The sequence below is a fragment of the Sediminimonas sp. genome, from assembly GCF_024637375.1.
Taxonomy (GTDB): domain Bacteria; phylum Pseudomonadota; class Alphaproteobacteria; order Rhodobacterales; family Rhodobacteraceae; genus Sediminimonas.
Genome location: NZ_JAGXFK010000061.1, coordinates 34,743 through 52,771, shown reverse-complemented (window position 1 = coordinate 52,771; position 18,029 = coordinate 34,743). Strand labels below are relative to the sequence as shown.

Annotated in this window: 20 protein-coding genes and 1 tRNA gene; 13 read left to right on the top strand and 8 right to left on the bottom strand. The window is 65.1% G+C overall.

Annotated elements, in window-relative coordinates:
* Positions 1–203 (top strand): ATP-binding protein (locus Q0L89_RS10460; RefSeq protein ID WP_296764710.1); only part of this gene is annotated, 203 nt, incomplete at its 5' end.
* Positions 204–305: 102 nt separating this feature from the next.
* Here Q0L89_RS10460 and Q0L89_RS10455 read toward each other — a convergent pair.
* From Q0L89_RS10455 to Q0L89_RS10445, 3 genes are all read right to left on the bottom strand, one after another.
* Entirely contained in the window at positions 306–2,396 is a 2,091-nt protein-coding gene (locus Q0L89_RS10455; protein ID WP_296764707.1) for a site-specific integrase, read from the bottom strand.
* Positions 2,397–2,513: 117 nt separating this feature from the next.
* Positions 2,514–2,588: transfer RNA gene (locus Q0L89_RS10450), tRNA-Asn, on the bottom strand.
* Positions 2,589–2,666: 78 nt separating this feature from the next.
* A complete protein-coding gene (locus Q0L89_RS10445) occupies positions 2,667–3,584 on the bottom strand; it encodes an MBL fold metallo-hydrolase (RefSeq protein ID WP_296764705.1) in 918 nt (305 codons plus the stop codon).
* Between the two features lie 80 nt (positions 3,585–3,664).
* Here Q0L89_RS10445 and Q0L89_RS10440 point away from each other — a divergent pair, with 80 nt between their 5' ends.
* From Q0L89_RS10440 to Q0L89_RS10405, 8 genes are all read left to right on the top strand, one after another.
* Positions 3,665–4,990 (top strand): ATP-binding protein, encoded by a 1,326-nt coding sequence (locus Q0L89_RS10440; protein WP_296764702.1) that lies wholly within the window; start codon positions 3,665–3,667, stop codon positions 4,988–4,990.
* Between the two features lie 77 nt (positions 4,991–5,067).
* Positions 5,068–7,077: an acyltransferase family protein gene (locus tag Q0L89_RS10435; RefSeq protein ID WP_296764701.1), complete on the top strand. Its 2,010-nt coding sequence runs from the start codon at positions 5,068–5,070 to the stop codon at positions 7,075–7,077.
* Entirely contained in the window at positions 7,074–7,961 is an 888-nt protein-coding gene (locus tag Q0L89_RS10430; protein ID WP_296764697.1) for a DMT family transporter, read from the top strand. The genes Q0L89_RS10435 and Q0L89_RS10430 overlap by 4 nt, the downstream gene beginning before the upstream one ends.
* 149 nt (positions 7,962–8,110) lie before the next feature.
* Positions 8,111–8,968: an ATPase gene (locus Q0L89_RS10425; RefSeq protein WP_296764694.1), complete on the top strand. Its 858-nt coding sequence runs from the start codon at positions 8,111–8,113 to the stop codon at positions 8,966–8,968.
* Between the two features lie 49 nt (positions 8,969–9,017).
* A complete protein-coding gene (gene metA, locus Q0L89_RS10420; protein WP_296764692.1) occupies positions 9,018–9,941 on the top strand; it encodes a homoserine O-succinyltransferase in 924 nt (307 codons plus the stop codon).
* 1 nt (position 9,942) lies between these two features.
* The gene (locus tag Q0L89_RS10415; protein WP_296764689.1) at positions 9,943–10,101 is read left to right on the top strand and encodes a hypothetical protein; all 159 of its coding nucleotides are present in this window, start codon (positions 9,943–9,945) and stop codon (positions 10,099–10,101) included.
* Between the two features lie 46 nt (positions 10,102–10,147).
* A complete protein-coding gene (ppk2, locus tag Q0L89_RS10410; protein WP_296764687.1) occupies positions 10,148–11,017 on the top strand; it encodes a polyphosphate kinase 2 in 870 nt (289 codons plus the stop codon).
* On the top strand, positions 11,010–11,633 hold the full coding sequence (locus Q0L89_RS10405; RefSeq protein ID WP_296764684.1) for a TetR/AcrR family transcriptional regulator: 624 nt from the start codon (positions 11,010–11,012) through the stop codon (positions 11,631–11,633). The genes ppk2 and Q0L89_RS10405 overlap by 8 nt, the downstream gene beginning before the upstream one ends.
* A gap of 152 nt (positions 11,634–11,785) precedes the next feature.
* Here Q0L89_RS10405 and rpsI read toward each other — a convergent pair whose 3' ends face one another.
* The 3 genes from rpsI to Q0L89_RS10390 form a co-directional block, all read right to left on the bottom strand.
* Positions 11,786–12,277, bottom strand: coding sequence for a 30S ribosomal protein S9 (rpsI, locus tag Q0L89_RS10400; RefSeq protein WP_296764682.1), 492 nt, complete (start codon positions 12,275–12,277; stop codon positions 11,786–11,788).
* Positions 12,277–12,744, bottom strand: coding sequence for a 50S ribosomal protein L13 (rplM, locus tag Q0L89_RS10395; RefSeq protein WP_296764679.1), 468 nt, complete (start codon positions 12,742–12,744; stop codon positions 12,277–12,279). Before rplM ends, rpsI begins: the two co-directional genes overlap by 1 nt.
* 186 nt (positions 12,745–12,930) lie before the next feature.
* Positions 12,931–13,353, bottom strand: coding sequence for a PaaI family thioesterase (locus Q0L89_RS10390; RefSeq protein WP_296764677.1), 423 nt, complete (start codon positions 13,351–13,353; stop codon positions 12,931–12,933).
* Positions 13,354–13,411: 58 nt separating this feature from the next.
* Here Q0L89_RS10390 and Q0L89_RS10385 point away from each other — a divergent pair, with 58 nt between their 5' ends.
* The 3 genes from Q0L89_RS10385 (at position 13,412) to gluQRS (ending at position 16,749) form a co-directional block, all read left to right on the top strand.
* On the top strand, positions 13,412–14,200 hold the full coding sequence (locus Q0L89_RS10385; protein ID WP_296764675.1) for an enoyl-CoA hydratase: 789 nt from the start codon (positions 13,412–13,414) through the stop codon (positions 14,198–14,200).
* 277 nt (positions 14,201–14,477) lie between these two features.
* Entirely contained in the window at positions 14,478–15,839 is a 1,362-nt protein-coding gene (gene trmFO / locus Q0L89_RS10380) for a methylenetetrahydrofolate--tRNA-(uracil(54)-C(5))-methyltransferase (FADH(2)-oxidizing) TrmFO (RefSeq protein WP_296764672.1), read from the top strand.
* A gap of 7 nt (positions 15,840–15,846) precedes the next feature.
* On the top strand, positions 15,847–16,749 hold the full coding sequence (gene gluQRS / locus Q0L89_RS10375) for a tRNA glutamyl-Q(34) synthetase GluQRS (protein WP_296764669.1): 903 nt from the start codon (positions 15,847–15,849) through the stop codon (positions 16,747–16,749).
* Between the two features lie 57 nt (positions 16,750–16,806).
* Here the strand turns inward: gluQRS and hisI are convergent, their stop codons facing one another.
* Positions 16,807–17,166 carry a phosphoribosyl-AMP cyclohydrolase gene (gene hisI, locus Q0L89_RS10370; RefSeq protein ID WP_296764712.1) on the bottom strand — a complete coding sequence of 120 codons (360 nt, stop codon included), beginning with the start codon at positions 17,164–17,166 and terminating at the stop codon, positions 16,807–16,809.
* A gap of 66 nt (positions 17,167–17,232) precedes the next feature.
* Between hisI and Q0L89_RS10365 the strand changes: the two genes are divergently transcribed.
* Positions 17,233–17,685, top strand: a complete 453-nt coding sequence (locus tag Q0L89_RS10365; protein ID WP_296764665.1) for an iron-sulfur cluster assembly scaffold protein — start codon at positions 17,233–17,235, stop codon at positions 17,683–17,685.
* A 203-nt stretch (positions 17,686–17,888) separates the two neighbouring features.
* Here Q0L89_RS10365 and Q0L89_RS10360 read toward each other — a convergent pair whose 3' ends face one another.
* Positions 17,889–18,011: a hypothetical protein gene (locus tag Q0L89_RS10360; protein WP_296764663.1), complete on the bottom strand. Its 123-nt coding sequence runs from the start codon at positions 18,009–18,011 to the stop codon at positions 17,889–17,891.
* Positions 18,012–18,029: the final 18 nt, after the last annotated feature.

Here is an 18,029-nt window from a genome sequence, read left to right as displayed (position 1 = left end):
ATCAACCGTTCAGCGGATGGGATCAGATATTCCCGGACAAGGCCATGACCGTCGCCGCCATCGACCGGCTCGTTCACCATGCCACCATCATGGAGATGAACGCCGAAAGTTACCGGCAGCGTGCGGCTGCCCTGAACAAGCGGGCACAGGCCGATGCCTCAGCGACAACCATCGCCGACAACCAGAACGAAGGAGAAACCTAACCCAAAACACCAAACGACACGCCAACCCCGGCGGCCTCAAAACCGGCCATGGTGGTTGTCGCACGCGGACAAGGTGGTTGACGCTCTACACGCCTGTGCCGATTACGCAGGAAGCGGCTGACGGCGGTCAGACAAATGCGTCACGTTCATGGTCTGAGACGTATCGAATGGCGGTCGGATCATTGAGATATCAACCTCGATCGAATTGACGCGCCGCTGAAGCTGCTCTTCCGAGAACCCGTGGGGATTATAGTGCACGATCCCGATATCTCGCTCGACATGGCCCATCAGAGCGCGCCGCTGCGTGTCGGGGCATTCGGCAGCGATGAGCAGATGATTGAAGGTCGTGCGGAGGCTATGGAAGTCGCGCTGCTTGTCGTAGATCTTGTGATCTTGGCGGTATCGCGTGAACCGTTTCGAGAACGTCTCGGTGAAGGTCTTTTTGTTCTGGCTGCGTTCGATCCACGGAAACAGACGCGGCTCCTGATCTCGGTCTCGCAGCGCGACCAGCTTCATGAAACCGAGCTTCAAAAGGTTTTTATGGATCGGCACAGTGCGCCGGGCGGCTTTGCTTTTCAGGCTCTGCCCCGGTCCTTGCCGCAGCACGATACAGGGAACATCGCCGATCACCTGAATGTCAGATACAAAAAGTTGCAGGATTTCCTCGCTTCTCAAACCCATGTGCAGGGCGATCAGCGGCGCCCAGAACATCGGGTCACCGACATCGTCAAGATTGTCCTGGTAGACCGGTGAACGGAAGAGGCTGTCGAGATGTCCGCACCAGGTCAGGCGCTCATTGTCTTCTTCGAGCGTTTCACGGCGCAGATATTCGGCTGAATCCCAGATATGATCTTCCATGATGTTGGTCGCGATATGTCCCTTTTTCTTCATGCAGACGCAAATCCGCTGAAAATCCTGCATGTGCCGATAGATCGTGGCCGTTCTTAGACGCGGGAGGCGGTCCTTCAGTATCGCGGATTCGATCTTGCCGGGGCTGGCTCCCTTTTTCTTAAGCCGTGCGCGGGTGATCTGCTGGTTGCGCTTTTCGGTGGCGTCTGCCTCGTCTGCGGCCGCTTCCGGCGAAAGTTTCGAGGTCCTGGCCTGATAGGAGCGAGGTAGGCGGTCGAGGAGTTCCCAAGCGTCCTTCAGGTCGGTATCATTGATTGCGCTGAAGGGTTTGTCGCCGAAGATACGTGACATGAGGCAGGCGGTCGAGCGCACATTCGGCGCGGTATTGCGCGCCCAGCTGGCCCCAGCCTTTTCGTTCCTCTGTTCGCTTGGCTTGAAGCTCTTGTATCCTTTGCTGCGCAGATCGATGTAGATCTGGGCGCCCTTTGTGAGGCTCGGGCAGGCGGTATCGTTTTCCTGAGCGGCTGCGACCTCAGTTGGCCTTGTCGCAGATGCGGGTGCCTCCTGAGCGGAACGCGGCGCATTGGCACTGTCTGGCGCGACCGATGCGATCGCTGCCTGCGCCGGTGGGTGTGCAGCGCATGCGGCTGGGGACGGGGCCATATCAGCTACATAGTCACTCCCGAGCGGCATTGACCTGCACGGGACCGTGGAAAACGCTTCTGCGCCCGCCCGGGGCGCCTCGACGAGCGTCCGAGCGGTCTGAAAAACGGCGGATGGGGCTTCGAACTCGCCCTGATCGCGGCGCTGGTTTTCTTGCTCGGCATCCAGCATGACACGCAAGGCGCGGAAGGCAAGGCGACGCCAGTCGGGATCGTCTTCATCGAGCGTGACGCCCAGCCGTGCCGCGACAGCCTGAAGCGGCGCGCGGGCTACCTCACGGTCCCGGGTGGCGATTGCAGTTCGAAGGCTGTCCACGGCCGCATTGGCACATGCAAGCTCGTAGGCTGCGGTCTCGGCGCTACGGGCCGGGGCCGTCTCGCGCGCAACATCGGCCGCCTCGATCAGGAAGCGACACAACTCCACAAGGAGCCTTTCCATGATGTCCGGGGCGATCGCCATCGTTCTCTCCGTCACTCCTGCGAAGGCGATATCGCTCAGAAGGGTGAGTTTCTGAGCCAGCGCCTTCGCGTCGGGGATGACGTGGGAGCGGAGCGAAAAGAGCAGAAAAGATTTTTTTCGGGAATCGCAGATTTTTCGGATTCGGCTCGGCCAGCGACGACGCCAATGAAAGCCCGTAGGACGGTATTCGAGATGTGGTTGGGTTCTGAGCTTGGCCTGCATGTCTACGACTCCTGTGCCAGCGAATGTGCCAGGCGGAGGGACAGGAGTCGTGCCATGATGGCGCATCTGCGACTCTTGTCGCAGTTATGCCAATATTTTCAGCACCTTAGAGAATTTTGGCTCCGGCGGTAGGGATCGAACCTACGACCAATTGATTAACAGTCAACTGCTCTACCGCTGAGCTACGCCGGAACACGAGGTGGCGTATAGCAACCCTCGGGAACGGCGTCCAGAGGGTTTTACCGGGAAAACGGCAGAGAATCCGGGGGCTCAGGCGAAGATCTCATAGGCGGTGTCGGCGCTCCGGGGGCCGCGCGCGCGAACCATTGATTTACCTTCCATATCAATGAGATGTGCAAAGACGTTGCGCGCTGCGGCGGGCAGCAGGGCGGCGGGCGTGTCGGTATATAGGCGCCGCGCGAGCGTGGTGGCATCGGCGGGGCCGTCGCGCAGCGCACCGAGGATGGCGGCGCCGCGTGCCTCGCGATGCGCGATAAGCCAGTCCAGCCGCTCCGCCGGCCGGGTGACGGGGGCGCCGTGGCCGGGATGGAACACGCCTGCCCCGCGCGCGCGCAAACGCCGGCACGACGCCATGAAATCGGTCAGGTCGCCATCGGGCGGCGATACCAGCGAACTGGCCCATCCCATCACCAGGTCACCGGTGAATATCGCATCACCCGTGCAAAAGCACAGGTGGTTGCCGAAATGGCCCGGCGTCCACAACGCTTCGACTTGCCAGCCGTCGCCGACGATGCGGGCGCCGTCGGGCAAGGACTCGTCGGGAACAAAGCGCGCATCCACCCCTTCGCCGCCCCCCGAAATCCCTGCTGCGGCCAGCTCGCGCATCACCGCGCTGCGCCCGGCGCCGGCGTCGCCATAGGCCAGCACCGGTGCGCCGGTTTCCCGCGCCAGCGTCCGGGCCAGCGGCGAGTGATCGAGATGCGCATGCGTCACCAGGATATGCGTGATCTTCTGGCCCGGCTCCAGCGCCGCCATGATCGCGGTCAGGTGGCCGGTATCGTCGGGGCCGGGGTCGATCACCGCGATGCCGCCCTGCCCGCCCAGCAGGTAGGTGTTGGTGCCGCGCCATGTCATCGGCGAGGGGTTGGGCGCCAGGACGCGTCGCAGCCCCGGCGCAAGCGTTTGCGCCACGCCGGCGGGCGGGTCGAAATCATCCTCGGTCTGCATGTCGTCTCCTGCTCGGCCGGGCATCTGCGAAGCGCAAAAAACCTGTCCATTTTTCCCCTGATTGCAGTAGGCTGCAAGCCATGATCTTCCGTTGGCTCAAGCGCGGCATGCCTCGTGGCCTCTATGGCCGGGCGCTGCTGATTCTCATCCTGCCCGTGGTGACGCTTCAACTGGTCGTCTCGGTGGTGGTGATCCAGCGCTATTTCGAGGACGTGACCGAGGAGATGACCGGTGCCCTGAGCCGTGAGATCGCGCTGGTCACGGCGCGCATCCCCGAGGACGCGGGGCATGACGCGGCGCTGGCGGCGATGGCGGCGCCCGCGCGGGTGCTGAAGCTGGAACTGCGCTACCTGCCCGAAGGGGCCGAGTTGCCCGAGACCGACCGCGATTGGTACGATCTGTCCGGCGCGATCGTACTGCGCCGGCTGGACAACAAGTTGCCCGGGTTGCGTGCCGTGCAACTGGGCGGCGACGGGCCGGCGCGGCTTTACCTCGACACGTCGGCCGGGGTGCTGGAGATCGGCGTGAACCGGCGCCGCCTGAGCGCACGCAATTCGCACCAGTTGTTCGTCAACATGGTGTTCTTCGGCGGCGTGATGACGCTGATCGCGTTTCTATACCTGCGAAACCAGTTGCGCCCGATCAAGCGGCTTGCCGATGCCGCCGCCGCCTTCGGCAAGGGGCGCCACCTGCCCTTCAAGCCCACCGGCGCCATCGAGGTGCGCGCCGCGGGGCATGCCTTTCTCGACATGCGCGCCCGCATCGAGCGGCAGATCGAACAGCGCACGCTGATGCTGTCGGGGGTCAGTCACGATCTGCGCACGCCGCTGACGCGGCTCAAGCTGGGGCTGTCGATGCTCGACGAGGCCGATCGCGCACCACTGGAGCGCGACGTGGCCGACATGCAAAGGATGCTGGACGAGTTTCTGTCCTTCGCGCGCGGCACCGCCACGGATACCCTGCCGGAGAACACCGATCCGGGCGTGATGATCCGCGAACTGGTCGAGGATGCGCAGCGCGCCGGCAAGCCGGTCGAACTGGGCGAGGTGCCCGAACCCGGCACCACCGTGGCGCTGCGGCCGGTGGCGATACGGCGCGCCGTCGACAACCTGATCGGCAACGCCGTGCGCTACGGCGAGCACGCCGTCGTTTCGGCGCGACTGACGCCGCGCAACCTGCGCATCCGCGTCGAGGACGACGGCCCCGGTATCCCCGAGGACGCCCGAGAAGAGGCCCTCAAGCCGTTCACCCGGCTCGACACCGCCCGCAACCAGGATCGCGGCGGCAGCGTCGGGCTGGGGCTGGCCATCGCCTCGGACGTCGCCCGCGCCCATGGCGGCAGCCTGCGGCTGGGCCGGTCCGGGCGGCTGGGCGGGCTGTGCGCGGACCTGGTTATCGCGCGCTGAACCGGTGTGGGCTTGGCCACGCGCACCGAAGTTGCTAAGGCCCGTCGAAAAGGCGCAGGAAGCAGGACCATCGCCCAATGAAATATCGTCCCGAGATTGACGGCCTGCGCGCGGTGGCCGTGGTGCCGGTGATCCTGTTCCATGCGGGATTCGGCGCGATGAGCGGCGGCTTTGTCGGCGTGGATGTCTTTTTCGTCATCAGCGGCTACCTGATCACCACCATCCTGCTGGGTGAACAGGCCGCGGGGCGGTTTTCAATACTGCGATTCTACGAACGGCGTGCACGGCGCATACTGCCGGCGCTTTTCGCGGTGCTGCTTGTGTGCCTGCCATTTGCCTGGGCCTGGATGATTCCGTCGGCCCTGGTGCAGTTCTGTTACAGCCTGGCGGCGACGGTTCTGTTCGTATCGAACCTCTACTTTCTTGACAGCGCAGGGTATTTCGCAACCGGCACCGAATTCGCGCCGCTGCTCCACACCTGGAGCCTGGCGGTGGAAGAACAGTATTACCTGATGTTCCCGCCGCTGTTGATGGCGCTTGCGTGGCTGTCACGACGGTGGTTGCTGGTTTGCCTTGGCGCTTTTGCGCTGGCATCGCTGGGCGTGGCCGAGTGGGGCTGGCGGGCCTACCCTGCGGAGAACTTCTTTTTCACGTTGTCGCGGCTGTGGGAACTGCTCGCTGGCTCGATCTGCGCGGTTGCGATGTTCGGTCGCACACCGCGCGGCAACGGCGCGTTGGGTGCGCTTGGGCTGGCGCTGATCGTGGGGTCGGCACTGGTCTATGATGCGGGGACGCCATTCCCGTCCCTTTATACCCTAGCCCCGGTGGGGGGCACGGTCTTGATCATCGCCTATGGGGTGCGGGGCACGGCGGTCGCGCGGTTGCTGTCGCTGCGCGCTTTCACGGCAATCGGGGTGATCAGCTACAGTGCCTACCTCTGGCACCAGCCGCTGTTTGCCTTCGCGCGGGTGCGCAGTCTGCACGAACCTTCCGTCTGGCTGATGATGGCGCTGGCCCTCGCCACGTTCCCGCTGGCATGGTTGAGTTGGCGCTATGTCGAGCAGCCCTTCCGCGACCGCGGCGCGCCATTGCTGCCGCGCCGAGGCCAGGTCTTCGGCACCTCCGCAGCGGTCGGCGTGGCGCTATTCGGCTTTGGGCTGGTGGGGCATCTGAGCAACGGCCTGCCGGGGCGACTTCCGGCGCGGGTTGTTGCGCTTGATTCCTTCGAAAAGGATCGCAACCCATATACGCGACGCTGCCAATTCCGGGATAAACGATTAGCGGCCAATCATCCGGTCGAGGGGTGCGACGATTTTCTGATCAATAGGCGCGCCGAGGTCGTGTTCATCGGCGACAGCCATTCCGGCGCAGTTTCCCACATGGCGCAGAAACATTTGATGGCGGCAGGCATTTCCTCCTACGCATATGAAAGCCCCGGATGTATTGCGCTGCCGGGATTCAAGCGCAACGGCAGCCTGGCCTGTGATCGATACAATCGCATGATGCGGCAGGTGGCTCATGATCTTGGCGCGTCGACAATCGTTCTGACGTCTCGGTTTACCCTGCACGCGACCGGCGAGAGGTTTGATAATGGCGAAGGGGGGGTGGAGAACGGAACGCCCGCCGAAACGGATACAATTCCCGGGCAGGCGCTGTCGCGTGGCGGGGGTAACCGGAAGGCGAAGGTGTTGGCCGAGATGGAGGCGCAGATCAGAGCATCAACGAAGGAATTCAATGTCATCCTTGTTCACCCCATCCCCGAAGCCGGGTGGCACGTGCCGCGCACCCGTGCCAAACGGGCGCTGTTCGCCCCCGACATGACCGAGCCACTAAGCACCTCTTATGCGCGCTACAAGGAACGCAACGCCGACGTGCTGTCGCTGTTCAATGCGCTGACTTTGCCGGGGTTGCATCATGTCCGGCCGGTCGACGTGTTCTGCGACACCCGCCCGCCGGGACGGTGCGAGAACGCACGCGACGGCAAGGCGCTGTATTTCGATGACGATCACCCCTCGACTGCGGGGGCGGTGCTTTTGGCGCCGCTGATCGTTGATCGGGTCCAAGCCGCGCTGGCGGCACCGCCATGACCGACATCACCTCGCCACCCGTTCTGCGTGCCGCGCTGTGGATGAGCGGCGCCGTGGCGGCGTTCTCGTCCATGGCGGTGGCCGGGCGGGCGCTGTCGGCGCGTTTCGACACCTTCGAGATCATGATGTATCGCAGCCTGGTGGGGCTGGTCATCGTGCTTGCGGTTGCCGTCATGACAGGGCGCTGGCGCGGCATCACCCGGCGCCGGCCGGCGCTGCACCTGACGCGCAACGTGTTCCACTTCGCCGGCCAGAACCTGTGGTTCTTCGCGATCACCGCGATCCCGCTGGCGCAGGTTTTCGCGCTGGAGTTCACCTCGCCGCTGTGGGTGCTGGTGCTGGCACCGCTGGTTCTGGGTGAACGGATGACCCCGATGCGCAGCCTTGCCGCGGCGTTGGGCTTTGCCGGTATCCTGATCGTCGCCCGGCCCAGCCCCGAGACGGTCAACGCGGGCGTTCTGGCGGCGGCGGTCGCGGCGGTCGGGTTCGCGATGAACATCATGCTGACCAAGCGGCTGACGCGGACCGAGACGATCACCTGCGTGCTGTTCTACATGACGCTGCTGCAGGCGCTCATGGGGCTGCTCTGTGCCGGTGTGGATGGCGACGTTGCGCTGCCGCCGGTTGCGTTGCTGCCATGGGTGGCGGTGGTGGGCGCGGCCGGGCTGGCGGCGCACTACTGCCTGACCTCGGCGTTGGCGATCGCACCGGCCACCGTCGTGGTGCCGCTGGATTTCGCCCGCCTGCCGGTTATCGCGGTGGTCGGCATGGCGCTTTACGGCGAGGCGCTGGACATCTTCGTTTTCGCCGGCGCGGCGCTGATTTTCGCCGGTAACTACCTCAACATCTGGTGGGAAACCCGCCGCTTCGCGGCGCCGCTGTGACGGCTTCGCGAACCATCGCGACCGGTGGGGTGAACTTCACCTGGATCGGCGAAGCGCACAGCGTTTGACCGCCCCGCCCGGCCCCGCTAGGACACGGGAACGGGCAAGCGGCGGGCCGTGCGGTTCCGCCCGGTAGCGGAGAACCGGAGATGATCTACACCAACGGGCAGGCGTGGCTTGAAGCCCCGCGCAAACGGGTATTGCTGTTCGGCATGTCGGGGCTGGGCAAGACGCACCTGTCGAACCTGTTGCGCGCCAGTGGCGGTTGGTTCCACTACTCCATCGACTACCGCATCGGCACGCGCTACATGGACGAATACATCGCCGACAACGCCAAGGCGCACGCGATGAAGGTGCCGTTCCTGCGCGATCTGCTGATGTCGGATTCGATCTACATCGGCTCCAACATCACCTTCGACAACCTCGCGCCGGTATCCACCTACCTGGGCAAGCCGGGCAACCCGGCGCGCGGCGGGCTGAGCCACGACGAATACACCCGCCGTCAGGACCAGTTCCGCCGCGGCGAGATCGCCGCGCTCAATGACACGCCGTATTTCATCGACCGCGCCGAGGCGCTGTACGGCTACCCGCATTTCGTCTGCGACACCGGCGGGTCGATCTGCGAATGGGTCGATCCCGGCGACCCGAACGACCCGATCCTGTCGATGCTGTCGCACCACATGCTGATGATCTGGATCAAGGGCGACGACGCGCACACCGACGAGTTGATCCGCCGCTTCGACAAGGCCCCCAAGCCGATGTCGTACCAGCCCCGGTTCCTTACCAGGATGTGGCGCAAATACCTTATTGAAAACAATTGCCAGGAAGACGAAGTTGACCCGGACAGCTTCATCCGCTGGACCTATGGGCAGGCGCTGGCGCACCGTCAGCCGCTTTACGCGGCAATGGCGAAGTGGGGCGTGACGGTCACCGCCGACGAGGTCGCCGCCGTCGCCACGCCGGCCGATTTCGACCGGCTCGTGGCGCGCGCCCTTGACCGTGGCTGAGCGATCCCTATCCCTGTAGCATCGCCCGCAGCAAGGAACGGTGCCCGCAATGCCCATCAAGATCCCGTCGGATTTGCCCGCCTATGATGTCCTCACCCGCGAGGGCGTCATGGTCATGTCCGAGGATCAGGCGGCGCGGCAGGACATCCGGCCGCTGCACATCGGGATGTTGAACCTGATGCCGCGCAAGATCCAGACCGAGAATCAGTTCGCACGGCTGATCGGGGCCACGCCGCTGCAGATCGACCTGAGCCTCATTCGCATGACCGAGCACCAGACCCGCAACACCGCCGCCGACCACATGGAAAGCTTCTACCGGCCGTTTTGCGATGTGCGCGCCAGCGGTGAAAAGTTCGACGGGCTGATCATCACCGGCGCCCCGATCGAGCATCTGCCCTTCCCGGAGGTGACCTACTGGGACGAGCTGCGCGACGTGTTCGACTGGACGCAGAGCCACGTCCATTCGACCTTCGGCGTCTGTTGGGGCGGGATGGCGATGATCCACCACTTCCACGGCGTACAAAAGCACCTGTTGAAGGAAAAGGCGGTCGGGTGTTTCCGGCATCGCAACCTGGCGCCCTCCTCGCCCTATCTGCGCGGGTTCTCGGACGATTTCATCGTCCCGGTCAGCCGCTGGACCGAGATTCGCCAGCCCGAGGTCGATGCCGTGCCGACACTGACCACCCTGCTGGGCAGCGACGAGGTCGGCCCGTGCCTGATCGAGGACCCGTGCCACCGCGCGCTCTATATCTTCAACCACCTGGAATACGACAGCGACACGCTCAAGCAGGAATACGACCGCGACATCGCCACCGGAACGCCGACGCGCCTGCCCTGCGACTATTTCCCCGACGACGACCCGGCGCGCACGCCGCTCAACCGCTGGCGCAGCCATGCGCACCTGCTCTACGGCAACTGGATCAACCAGATTTACCAGACCACGCCCTTCGACATGACGGCCATCGGCACCTGAGATGATCGCGACGCTCACCACATCGGCGGCGCTGACCGGATTGGCGCAAGCCAGCACGCTGGTGGTGCCGGTGCTTTCGGCGCGGACGCCCGCGCGCCATGTCCAGGCCAGCATCTCCGAAATCTTCGCGCCGCAGGCGCCGCCGCCCGCGCCGGATTGAACGCCGCGCGCTGAGCCGCCATAGTGGCGCCAGACAGGAGACGCCCATGCAGCTTCCATTCGACGGCGCGATCACCAGGTTTTTCGAGCGGGAGGCGCCGGAAGACGTCCGCGGCGCAATCAAGCGGGCCGAAAAGGACGATATCCTCGACCCGGCCTATCCGCACTCCGAACGCCTGCCACGCGCGCAGTATGAAGCGCAACTTGAGCGCCTCCAGATCGAGCTGAGCAAGCTGCAGGCGTGGTCGAGGCAAACCGGTCGGCGCTTTGCCCTCGTCTTCGAGGGCCGCGATGCCGCCGGCAAGGGCGGCACGATCAGACGCTTTCGCGAACACCTCAACCCGCGCGGGGCGCGCCTCGTGGCGCTCAATGCTCCCTCGGGCGCCGAAAACACCCAGTGGTATTTCCAACGCTATATCGCCCATCTGCCCGCGGGGGGCGAGATCGTGTTCTACGACCGCTCATGGTACAACCGCGGGGTCGTGGAAAAGGTTTTCGACTTCTGCACCGAGGCCGAACGCACCCATTTCTTCCACCAGGTAACCGATTTCGAACGGATGCTGGTACAAGAGGGCATTCACCTGTTCAAGTTCTGGCTCAATGTCAGCCGCGCCGAGCAGTTGCGGCGCTTTCTCGAGCGCGAGAGAAGCCCTCTCAAACAATGGAAACTCAGCTGGATAGACGTGGAAGGCCTGAAGAAATGGGATGCCTACACCACCGCCATCGGTGAAACGCTTACCTTCAGCCACACCGTCGACGCGCCGTGGACGGTGATCCGCTCCGATGACAAGCGCCGCGCCCGGATCGAGGCATTGCGCCACGTGCTGAGCCACATCGACTACGCCGGCAAGGACCCGGAGGCAGTGGGAACCGCCGACAGCCGTGTCTGCGGGGGGCCCGAGATCTGGGATGGGTAAGCGCGGCTACCACCACGGCAACCTGCGCCAGGCGCTGGTCGAGGCCGCGCTTGACCTGATCGTGGCGCGGGGCCCGGCCGGGTTCACCGTATCGGAAGCCGCCAAGCAGGCCGGGGTGACCCCGGCGGCGGTGTATCGCCATTTCGACGGCCGCGAGGACATGATCGCCGAGTCGGCACGCCAGGGCTACGCCATTTTCGCCGATGTGATGCAGTACGCCTATGACAGCGGCCAGCCCTCGGCGCTGGCCGCCTTCGAGGCGACGGGCCGCGCCTACCTTGCCTTCGCGCGCAAGTATCCCGGCCACTACATCGCCATGTTCGAGAGCGGTATCTCGGTCAACCGCTCGCCCGAGCTGGCCGCCGCCGCAGGCCGCGCGCGGGATGTGCTGGAGCGCGCCGCCCGCGACCTTAGCCAGCACATCCCCGAAGCCCGCCGCCCGCCGGCGGCGATGTTCTCGGCCCATATCTGGGCGATGAGCCACGGCGTGGTCGAGCTTTTCGCGCGCAATTCGCCGGGCCGCGCCAGCCCTTTCCCCGCCGAGGATCTGCTGGAAACCGGGATCGGCATCTACCTGCGCGGGCTGGGCCTGATTGGCCCCGACGACGGCACCTGAGCGCACCTGATCCATCGGCAACGCCTTGCGGCGTTTCACTATTCCTGGCGGCGCCAGGGGCGCCGCGTGCCTCCGGCGGAACCCGGCGCCGAGGCTTTGACGCGAAAGGGCCGCCCCGAAGGGCGGCCCATGGTTTCCTGTTGTGCAGACGATCAGCGCTTGGAGAACTGGAAGCTGCGGCGCGCCTTGGCGCGGCCGTACTTCTTGCGTTCGACCACGCGCGCGTCGCGGGTCAGGAAGCCCGCGGCCTTGAGCGCCGGGCGCAGGCTGGGATCACAAAGCTGCAACGCCTTGGAGATGCCGTGCTTGACAGCGCCGGCCTGGCCCGAAAGCCCGCCGCCCTTGACGGTGGCCATGACATCGAACTGGTCCTCGACCCCGGCCACCGTGAAGGGCTGGCGCAGGATCATCTGCAGCACCGGGCGCGCGAAATAGGCGCTGATGTCGTTGCCGTTGACGGTCACCTTGCCCGATCCGGGCTTGACCCAGACCCGTGCCACCGCGTCCTTGCGCTTGCCGGTGGCGTAGGAGCGGCCCAGCTTGTCGCGGACCGGCTCGCGGGGGATTGATTCGGCCTCTTCGGGAGCCGCGGTTGCGACGGCGGCGGTGCCCAGCTCTTCGAGCGAGTTGATTTGGTCGGCCATTATTTCGCAACCCTCGTGTTCTTGGAGTTCATGGTCTTGACGTCCAGCAGATCGGGCTGTTGCGCCTCGTGCGGGTGCTCGGCGCCGGCATAGACGCGCAGGTTTGTCATCAACTGGCGCGACAGGCGGTTGCCCGGAAGCATGCGCTTGACGGCCTGGGTGACGACGCGCTCGGGGTGGGCGCCTTCGAGGATCTGCTCGGCGCTGCGCTGCTTGATCCCGCCGGGGTGGCCGGTGTGCCAGTAATAGGTCTTGTCGGTGCGCTTTTTTCCGGTCATCTGCACCTTGTCGGCGTTGATGATGATGACGTTGTCACCGGTGTCCATATGAGGCGTGAATTGCGGCTTGTGCTTGCCGCGCAGGCGCATGGCGACGATCGACGCGAGCCGGCCCAAAACGACGCCTTCCGCGTCGATCAGGATCCATTTCTTGTCGATGTCTGCCGGAGTCGCAGAATAGGTTTTCATCGCGGGTCGATTCCCTTGTTTTCCGAAGGCGGCGCGCGGCGCGGCCCCATGTGTTCGATGGCGCGGTTATAGACCCCTGTGGCCCACAGTCAAGAGCGGCAAGGCGCGATTAATTTCGCATTTTCAGTATCTTACAAAATAGGTAATATTTTACCCCATATTTCCCTCGACCATCCGCCTGCGCTGTCACCGTTCCGGCGGGATCGAGTAGGTCATCGTGGCGCGCGCCACCGGCTGCGCGGAGCCTTCGGAATGGATCAGCACGTCGCCCACGGCCAGCACCCGGCCCAGTTTCAGCAACCGGCACTCGGCCACCAGGTCGGCCCCGGCCGCCGGCTTGCGCATGAAATCGAGGCTGCAATTGGTGGTCACCGCCAGCGCCTTCGGCCCGATCCGGCCAAGCACCGCGAGGTACACCGCCACGTCGGCCAGCGCGAACATCGACGGCCCCGACACGGTGCCGCCGGGGCGCAGGTGGCGTTCGGCCACGTTGAGCCGCACGCGCACACCATCCTCGTCCAGTCGCTCGATGGTGAAATCCTGCGCCACTTGCGGGAACTGTTCGGCCATGAAGTCGTGCAGCGCGTCGATGGTCATTTCCAATGGCATGCTTGTCCTCTCCTGTCACTTGGGCCTAGAGTTGGCCGCAAATCGATTGGAGGACAAGATGGCACTGCTGGAACGTCACGACACAGGCGCGGTGGCTCACCTGCGCATGAACGCGCCCGACAAGCTGAATGCGCTGTCGGACGCGATGCTGGCGGCGCTGCAAGGGGAATTCGATCGCCTGGCCGAAGAGCCCGGCATTCGCGCAATCACCCTGTCGGGTGCGGGCAAGGCGTTTTGTGCCGGCCATGACCTGAAGGAAATGACCGCCGGGCGCCAGGCCGAGGATGGCGGACGCGCCTATTTCAAGGATCTTTTCGACCGCTGCACATCGGTCATGCTGACGATCCGGCGGCTGCCGCAGCCGGTGATCGCGCAGGTCCACGGCGTCGCCGCCGCCGCCGGATGCCAGCTTGTCGCGTCGTGCGACATGGCGGTGGCGGCGACCGGCACGCGATTCGGCGTGAACGGGGTCAATATCGGGCTGTTCTGTTCGACCCCGATGGTGGCGCTGAGCCGCAACATTGCCGCCAAGCACGCCTTCGAGATGCTGAGCACCGGCCAGTTCGTCGAAGCCGAGCGCGCCCGCGAACTGGGCCTCGTCAACCGCGTGGCGGAGACCGACGACCTGGCCCGGGAAACCGCCGACCTTGCCGAACAGGTCGCCGGCAAGCTGGGCGCGGCGGTGCGGATCGGCAAACGCGCCTTCTACGAGCAGATCGAAATGCCCGTTGCGCAAGCCTACGAACATACCGGGCAGGTGATGGTTGAAAACATGCTCTACCGCGACACCGCCGAGGGCATCTCTGCCTTCCTGGAAAAGCGCCCACCGGATTGGGACCAGTCGTGACGGCACCCGTATCGGGCGCCGTTTCCCGAACGCGGCCACATTATTTCCAAATTCGTTAATGTTTGCCACTTTGCCGTGCTGTTCGCCTGTGCTAGATCAATGCCACGGCGCGGCAATGGCCGCGCCATTAGCGAGTGTGGGTCACCGGGCAGATACGTCCCTCCTGGTCAACCTCTCTCTGACCGCCGCACGCATGGCAGTCGGTGACCCACTCGACCCCTCCCCGCCCCTCGCTTGCGCCCTTTCCAAACGCGCCGATCTGTCCTAGATCGGGCGCATGGACAAGACATTGCATATCATCGGCGGCGGCATGGCCGGGTCGGAAGCCGCCTGGCAGGCCGCGAACATGGGCGTGCGCGTCGTCATCCACGAAATGCGCCCCGAGGTGGGCACCTTCGCGCACCACACCGGCAATCTGGCCGAGATGGTCTGCTCCAACTCGTTCCGCTCGGACGACGATGAACAGAACGCCGTCGGCTTGCTGCATTGGGAAATGCGCGCCGCCGACAGCCTGATCATGCACAGCGCCGACCGCCACCGCCTGCCGGCCGGCGGCGCCCTGGCCGTCGACCGGGACCCGTTCTCCGAAACCGTCACCGCCACCCTGCGCGCCCACCCAAACGTGACCGTCGAGCATGGCGAAATCACCGCCCTGCCCGACAGCGGCCACTGGATCGTGGCGACGGGGCCCCTTACCTCGCAGGGGCTGGGTGCCGCGATTGCCGCCGAAACCGGGCGCGATGCGCTGGCCTTTTTCGATGCCATCGCGCCCATCGTGCACGCCGACAGCATCGACATGAGCACCGCGTGGATGCAATCGCGCTATGACAAGGGCGACACCGAGGACGAGCAGCGCGCCTATCTCAACTGCCCGATGACGCGCGACGATTACGAGGCCTTCATCGACGCCCTTCTGGCAGCCGACAAGACCGAGTTCCACGATGGCGAGGACGCACCCTATTTCGATGGCTGCCTGCCCATCGAAGTGATGGCCGAACGCGGTCGCGAAACCCTGCGCCACGGCCCGATGAAGCCGGTCGGCCTGACCAACCCGCACGCGCCGGATGTAAAGCCACACGCGGTCGTGCAGCTCAGGCGCGACAACGCGCTCGGTACGCTCTACAACATCGTGGGCTTCCAGACAAAGATGAAGTATGGCGCCCAAGTTGATGTTTTTCGTATGATTCCTGGGCTTGAAAATGCCCGTTTTGCGCGCCTGGGCGGGATTCACCGCAATACCTTCATCAATGCGCCCACACTGCTGGACGCGCAGATGCGGTTGCGTCGCCGCCCGAACATCCGCTTCGCCGGGCAGATCACCGGGGTCGAGGGGTATGTCGAAAGCGCCGCGATGGGGCTCCTGGCCGGGCGGCTCGCCGCGGCCGAGATTACTGGCACCGCCTTGCCCGCGCCGCCCGCCGACAGCGCCATGGGCGCGCTGGTCAACCACATAACCGGCGGCGCCGAGGCGCGCAGTTTCCAGCCGATGAACGTCAATTTCGGGTTGTTCCGCCCCGTCGAGGGGCTCAAGCCCGGGCGCCGCGGGCGCAAGGATCGCTACAAGGCCTACACCGATCGCGCCAAGGCGGCATGGGCCGATTGGCTGACCGCGCAGGAAACCGTGCCCGCGGGCACCTGATTTCAACATGAACAATGGTGCGCAAGACCCTGATAAAAAAACTATTACCAGGTTTGCGCCCTCTCCGACGGGGCCGCTGCACCTGGGCCATGCCTATGCGGCGCTGGTGGCGTGGGACATGGCGGTCGAAGCCGGCGGCGACTTTCTGTTGCGGATCGAGGACATCGACCAGTCCCGCGCCCGCGCCCACTGGGAGGCACGGATATACGACGACCTGCGCTGGCTGGGCCTGTGGTGGCCCGAGCCGGTCATGCGACAATCCGACAACCTGCAGCGATATCGCGCCGCGCTCGAGCAGCTTTGGGCGGCCGACCTCGTCTACCCTTGCACCTGCACCCGCCGCGATATTCAGCAGGCTGCCAGTGCCCCGCACGAGGGCACGCCGCCGCATGGCCCCGACGGGGTGATCTATCCCGGCACCTGTCGCCGGGCGCGGGCGCGGTTTGTCCCCGACCCGCTGCCGCAGGATGCCGCGCTGCGCCTCGACATGCGCGCCGCGCTGGACGCCATCGCGCGGCGTCCTTTTGCCGCGCCGCTGCATTTCACCGAAACCGGTGACGGGTCGGCCCGCCGCGTCACCATCGGTCACGACCAGGCGATTAAAACCATCGGCGACGTGGTGCTGGCGCGTCGCGACATGGGCTCATCCTATCATTTGTCGGTGGTCCTCGACGATGCCACGCAGGGCATCACCCATGTCACGCGCGGCCGCGATCTGTACGAGGCAACGGCGATTCACGTCATTCTGCAACGCCTGTTGGACCTGCCGACGCCGGTCTATCATCACCATCGCCTGATCCGCGACGATGCCGGCCAGCGGCTGGCCAAGCGCGACGACGCCCGCGCCATCGCCACCTATCGCGACCAGGGGGCCAGCCAGGCGGATATCCGGCGCCTTGTGGGCCTCTGACCGCGGTTTCTTCTGGCCCAAAATATCCTCGCCGAAGGCATGGCCCGCAAGGGCCATTCATCCCTCGGGCGCCATGATCTCCACCTCGCGCCCGCCGCGCAGCGCGGTGAAGAAACAACTGCGCCGGTTGGTGTGACAGGCCGGCCCATGCTGGTTGACCAGCACAAGCAGGCAGTCGCGGTCGCAGTCGATGCGCATCTCGACCAGCTCCTGCACATGGCCGCTGCTTTCGCCCTTGACCCAAAGCGTGGCGCGCGAACGCGACCAGTATGTCACGCGCCCGGTTTCCAGCGTGCGGCGGATCGCATCGGCCGACATCCACGCCATCATCAGAACCTCGCCGCTGGCCGCGTCCTGGGCGATGGCGGGCATCAGCCCGTTGGCGTCGAACCGAAGCGTTTCAGGGTCGAAGGGCATGGCAAAAACCTTTTGCATCCGGGAAAGCGCATCCTATTTATGGGACAGGATGCCAAAGGGAAAGCCATGAGTGCCAACGACGACCTGATCAAGCTATATTCGCAACGCATCCTCGCGTTGGCCGCCGACATCCCGCATACCGAGCGGCTGGAGGCGCCCGATGCCACGGTGCGGCGCCGGGCGCCGCTGTGTGGCTCGACGGTGACGGTGGATGTGGCGATGGATGGCGATCGGCTGGCCGATCTTGGGATGGATGTGAAAGCCTGCGCCTTGGGCCAGGCCTCGGCCGCGGTGGCCGGGGCGGCGGCGATCGGCTGTACCCGCGCCCAGATCGAGGCGGCGCGCGACGCGCTCAAGGCAATGCTGAAAAACGACGGGCCAACCCCGCCGGCGCCCTTCGACGGGCTGGAGGTGCTGCGCCCGGCGCGCGACTACAAGAACCGCCACGCATCGATCATGCTGACGCTCGAAGCCCTGGCAGAGGCAATGGAACACGCCGAGACCGCTCAAACCGCCTGACGCCCGGAAAACCCGAGTACTGGAAAAAAGAACGCCGCGCGCCCGGTCGGGGCGGCGGCGTCAAGGTGGCGATCCCGCGGTGCGCGGCGCGGCAACACGGCAAGGCAGGCGGTGTTCGCAGCTCAGCATCATCCGGGACAGAGGATGGCCGACCGATACACGCCGCCACGGGAGTCGCAGGCAGAAATCGGAAAGATCGGTTCTCAGAAAGCACCGGGCAGGTGAAGCCCGACAACCAGTGTGACCATCAACGCGACAACCCCCGCCGCGTCGCCGGCCAGGGTGTCGCGAGACCGCGCAAAGCTCGTCTTGATTTGGTCGAACATCTGTTTTCCTCCGGCCCA

Excerpts from the sequence above, each read along its gene's own strand:
- Q0L89_RS10385 (WP_296764675.1), top strand. The coding sequence starts at position 13,412 with ATGGCACTGCTGGAACGTCACGACACAGGCGCGGTGGCTCACCTGCGC.
- metA (WP_296764692.1), top strand. The coding sequence starts at position 9,018 with ATGCCCATCAAGATCCCGTCGGATTTGCCCGCCTATGATGTCCTCACC.
- Q0L89_RS10455 (WP_296764707.1), bottom strand. The coding sequence starts at position 2,396 with ATGCAGGCCAAGCTCAGAACCCAACCACATCTCGAATACCGTCCTACG.
- gluQRS (WP_296764669.1), top strand. The coding sequence starts at position 15,847 with ATGAACAATGGTGCGCAAGACCCTGATAAAAAAACTATTACCAGGTTT.
- Q0L89_RS10365 (WP_296764665.1), top strand. The coding sequence starts at position 17,233 with ATGAGTGCCAACGACGACCTGATCAAGCTATATTCGCAACGCATCCTC.
- rpsI (WP_296764682.1), bottom strand. The coding sequence starts at position 12,277 with ATGGCCGACCAAATCAACTCGCTCGAAGAGCTGGGCACCGCCGCCGTC.
- Q0L89_RS10390 (WP_296764677.1), bottom strand. The coding sequence starts at position 13,353 with ATGCCATTGGAAATGACCATCGACGCGCTGCACGACTTCATGGCCGAA.
- Q0L89_RS10430 (WP_296764697.1), top strand. The coding sequence starts at position 7,074 with ATGACCGACATCACCTCGCCACCCGTTCTGCGTGCCGCGCTGTGGATG.
- ppk2 (WP_296764687.1), top strand. The coding sequence starts at position 10,148 with ATGCAGCTTCCATTCGACGGCGCGATCACCAGGTTTTTCGAGCGGGAG.
- trmFO (WP_296764672.1), top strand. The coding sequence starts at position 14,478 with ATGGACAAGACATTGCATATCATCGGCGGCGGCATGGCCGGGTCGGAA.
- Q0L89_RS10415 (WP_296764689.1), top strand. The coding sequence starts at position 9,943 with ATGATCGCGACGCTCACCACATCGGCGGCGCTGACCGGATTGGCGCAA.
- Q0L89_RS10405 (WP_296764684.1), top strand. The coding sequence starts at position 11,010 with ATGGGTAAGCGCGGCTACCACCACGGCAACCTGCGCCAGGCGCTGGTC.
- Q0L89_RS10425 (WP_296764694.1), top strand. The coding sequence starts at position 8,111 with ATGATCTACACCAACGGGCAGGCGTGGCTTGAAGCCCCGCGCAAACGG.
- Q0L89_RS10360 (WP_296764663.1), bottom strand. The coding sequence starts at position 18,011 with ATGTTCGACCAAATCAAGACGAGCTTTGCGCGGTCTCGCGACACCCTG.
- Q0L89_RS10440 (WP_296764702.1), top strand. The coding sequence starts at position 3,665 with ATGATCTTCCGTTGGCTCAAGCGCGGCATGCCTCGTGGCCTCTATGGC.
- Q0L89_RS10435 (WP_296764701.1), top strand. The coding sequence starts at position 5,068 with ATGAAATATCGTCCCGAGATTGACGGCCTGCGCGCGGTGGCCGTGGTG.
- rplM (WP_296764679.1), bottom strand. The coding sequence starts at position 12,744 with ATGAAAACCTATTCTGCGACTCCGGCAGACATCGACAAGAAATGGATC.
- hisI (WP_296764712.1), bottom strand. The coding sequence starts at position 17,166 with ATGCCCTTCGACCCTGAAACGCTTCGGTTCGACGCCAACGGGCTGATG.
- Q0L89_RS10445 (WP_296764705.1), bottom strand. The coding sequence starts at position 3,584 with ATGCAGACCGAGGATGATTTCGACCCGCCCGCCGGCGTGGCGCAAACG.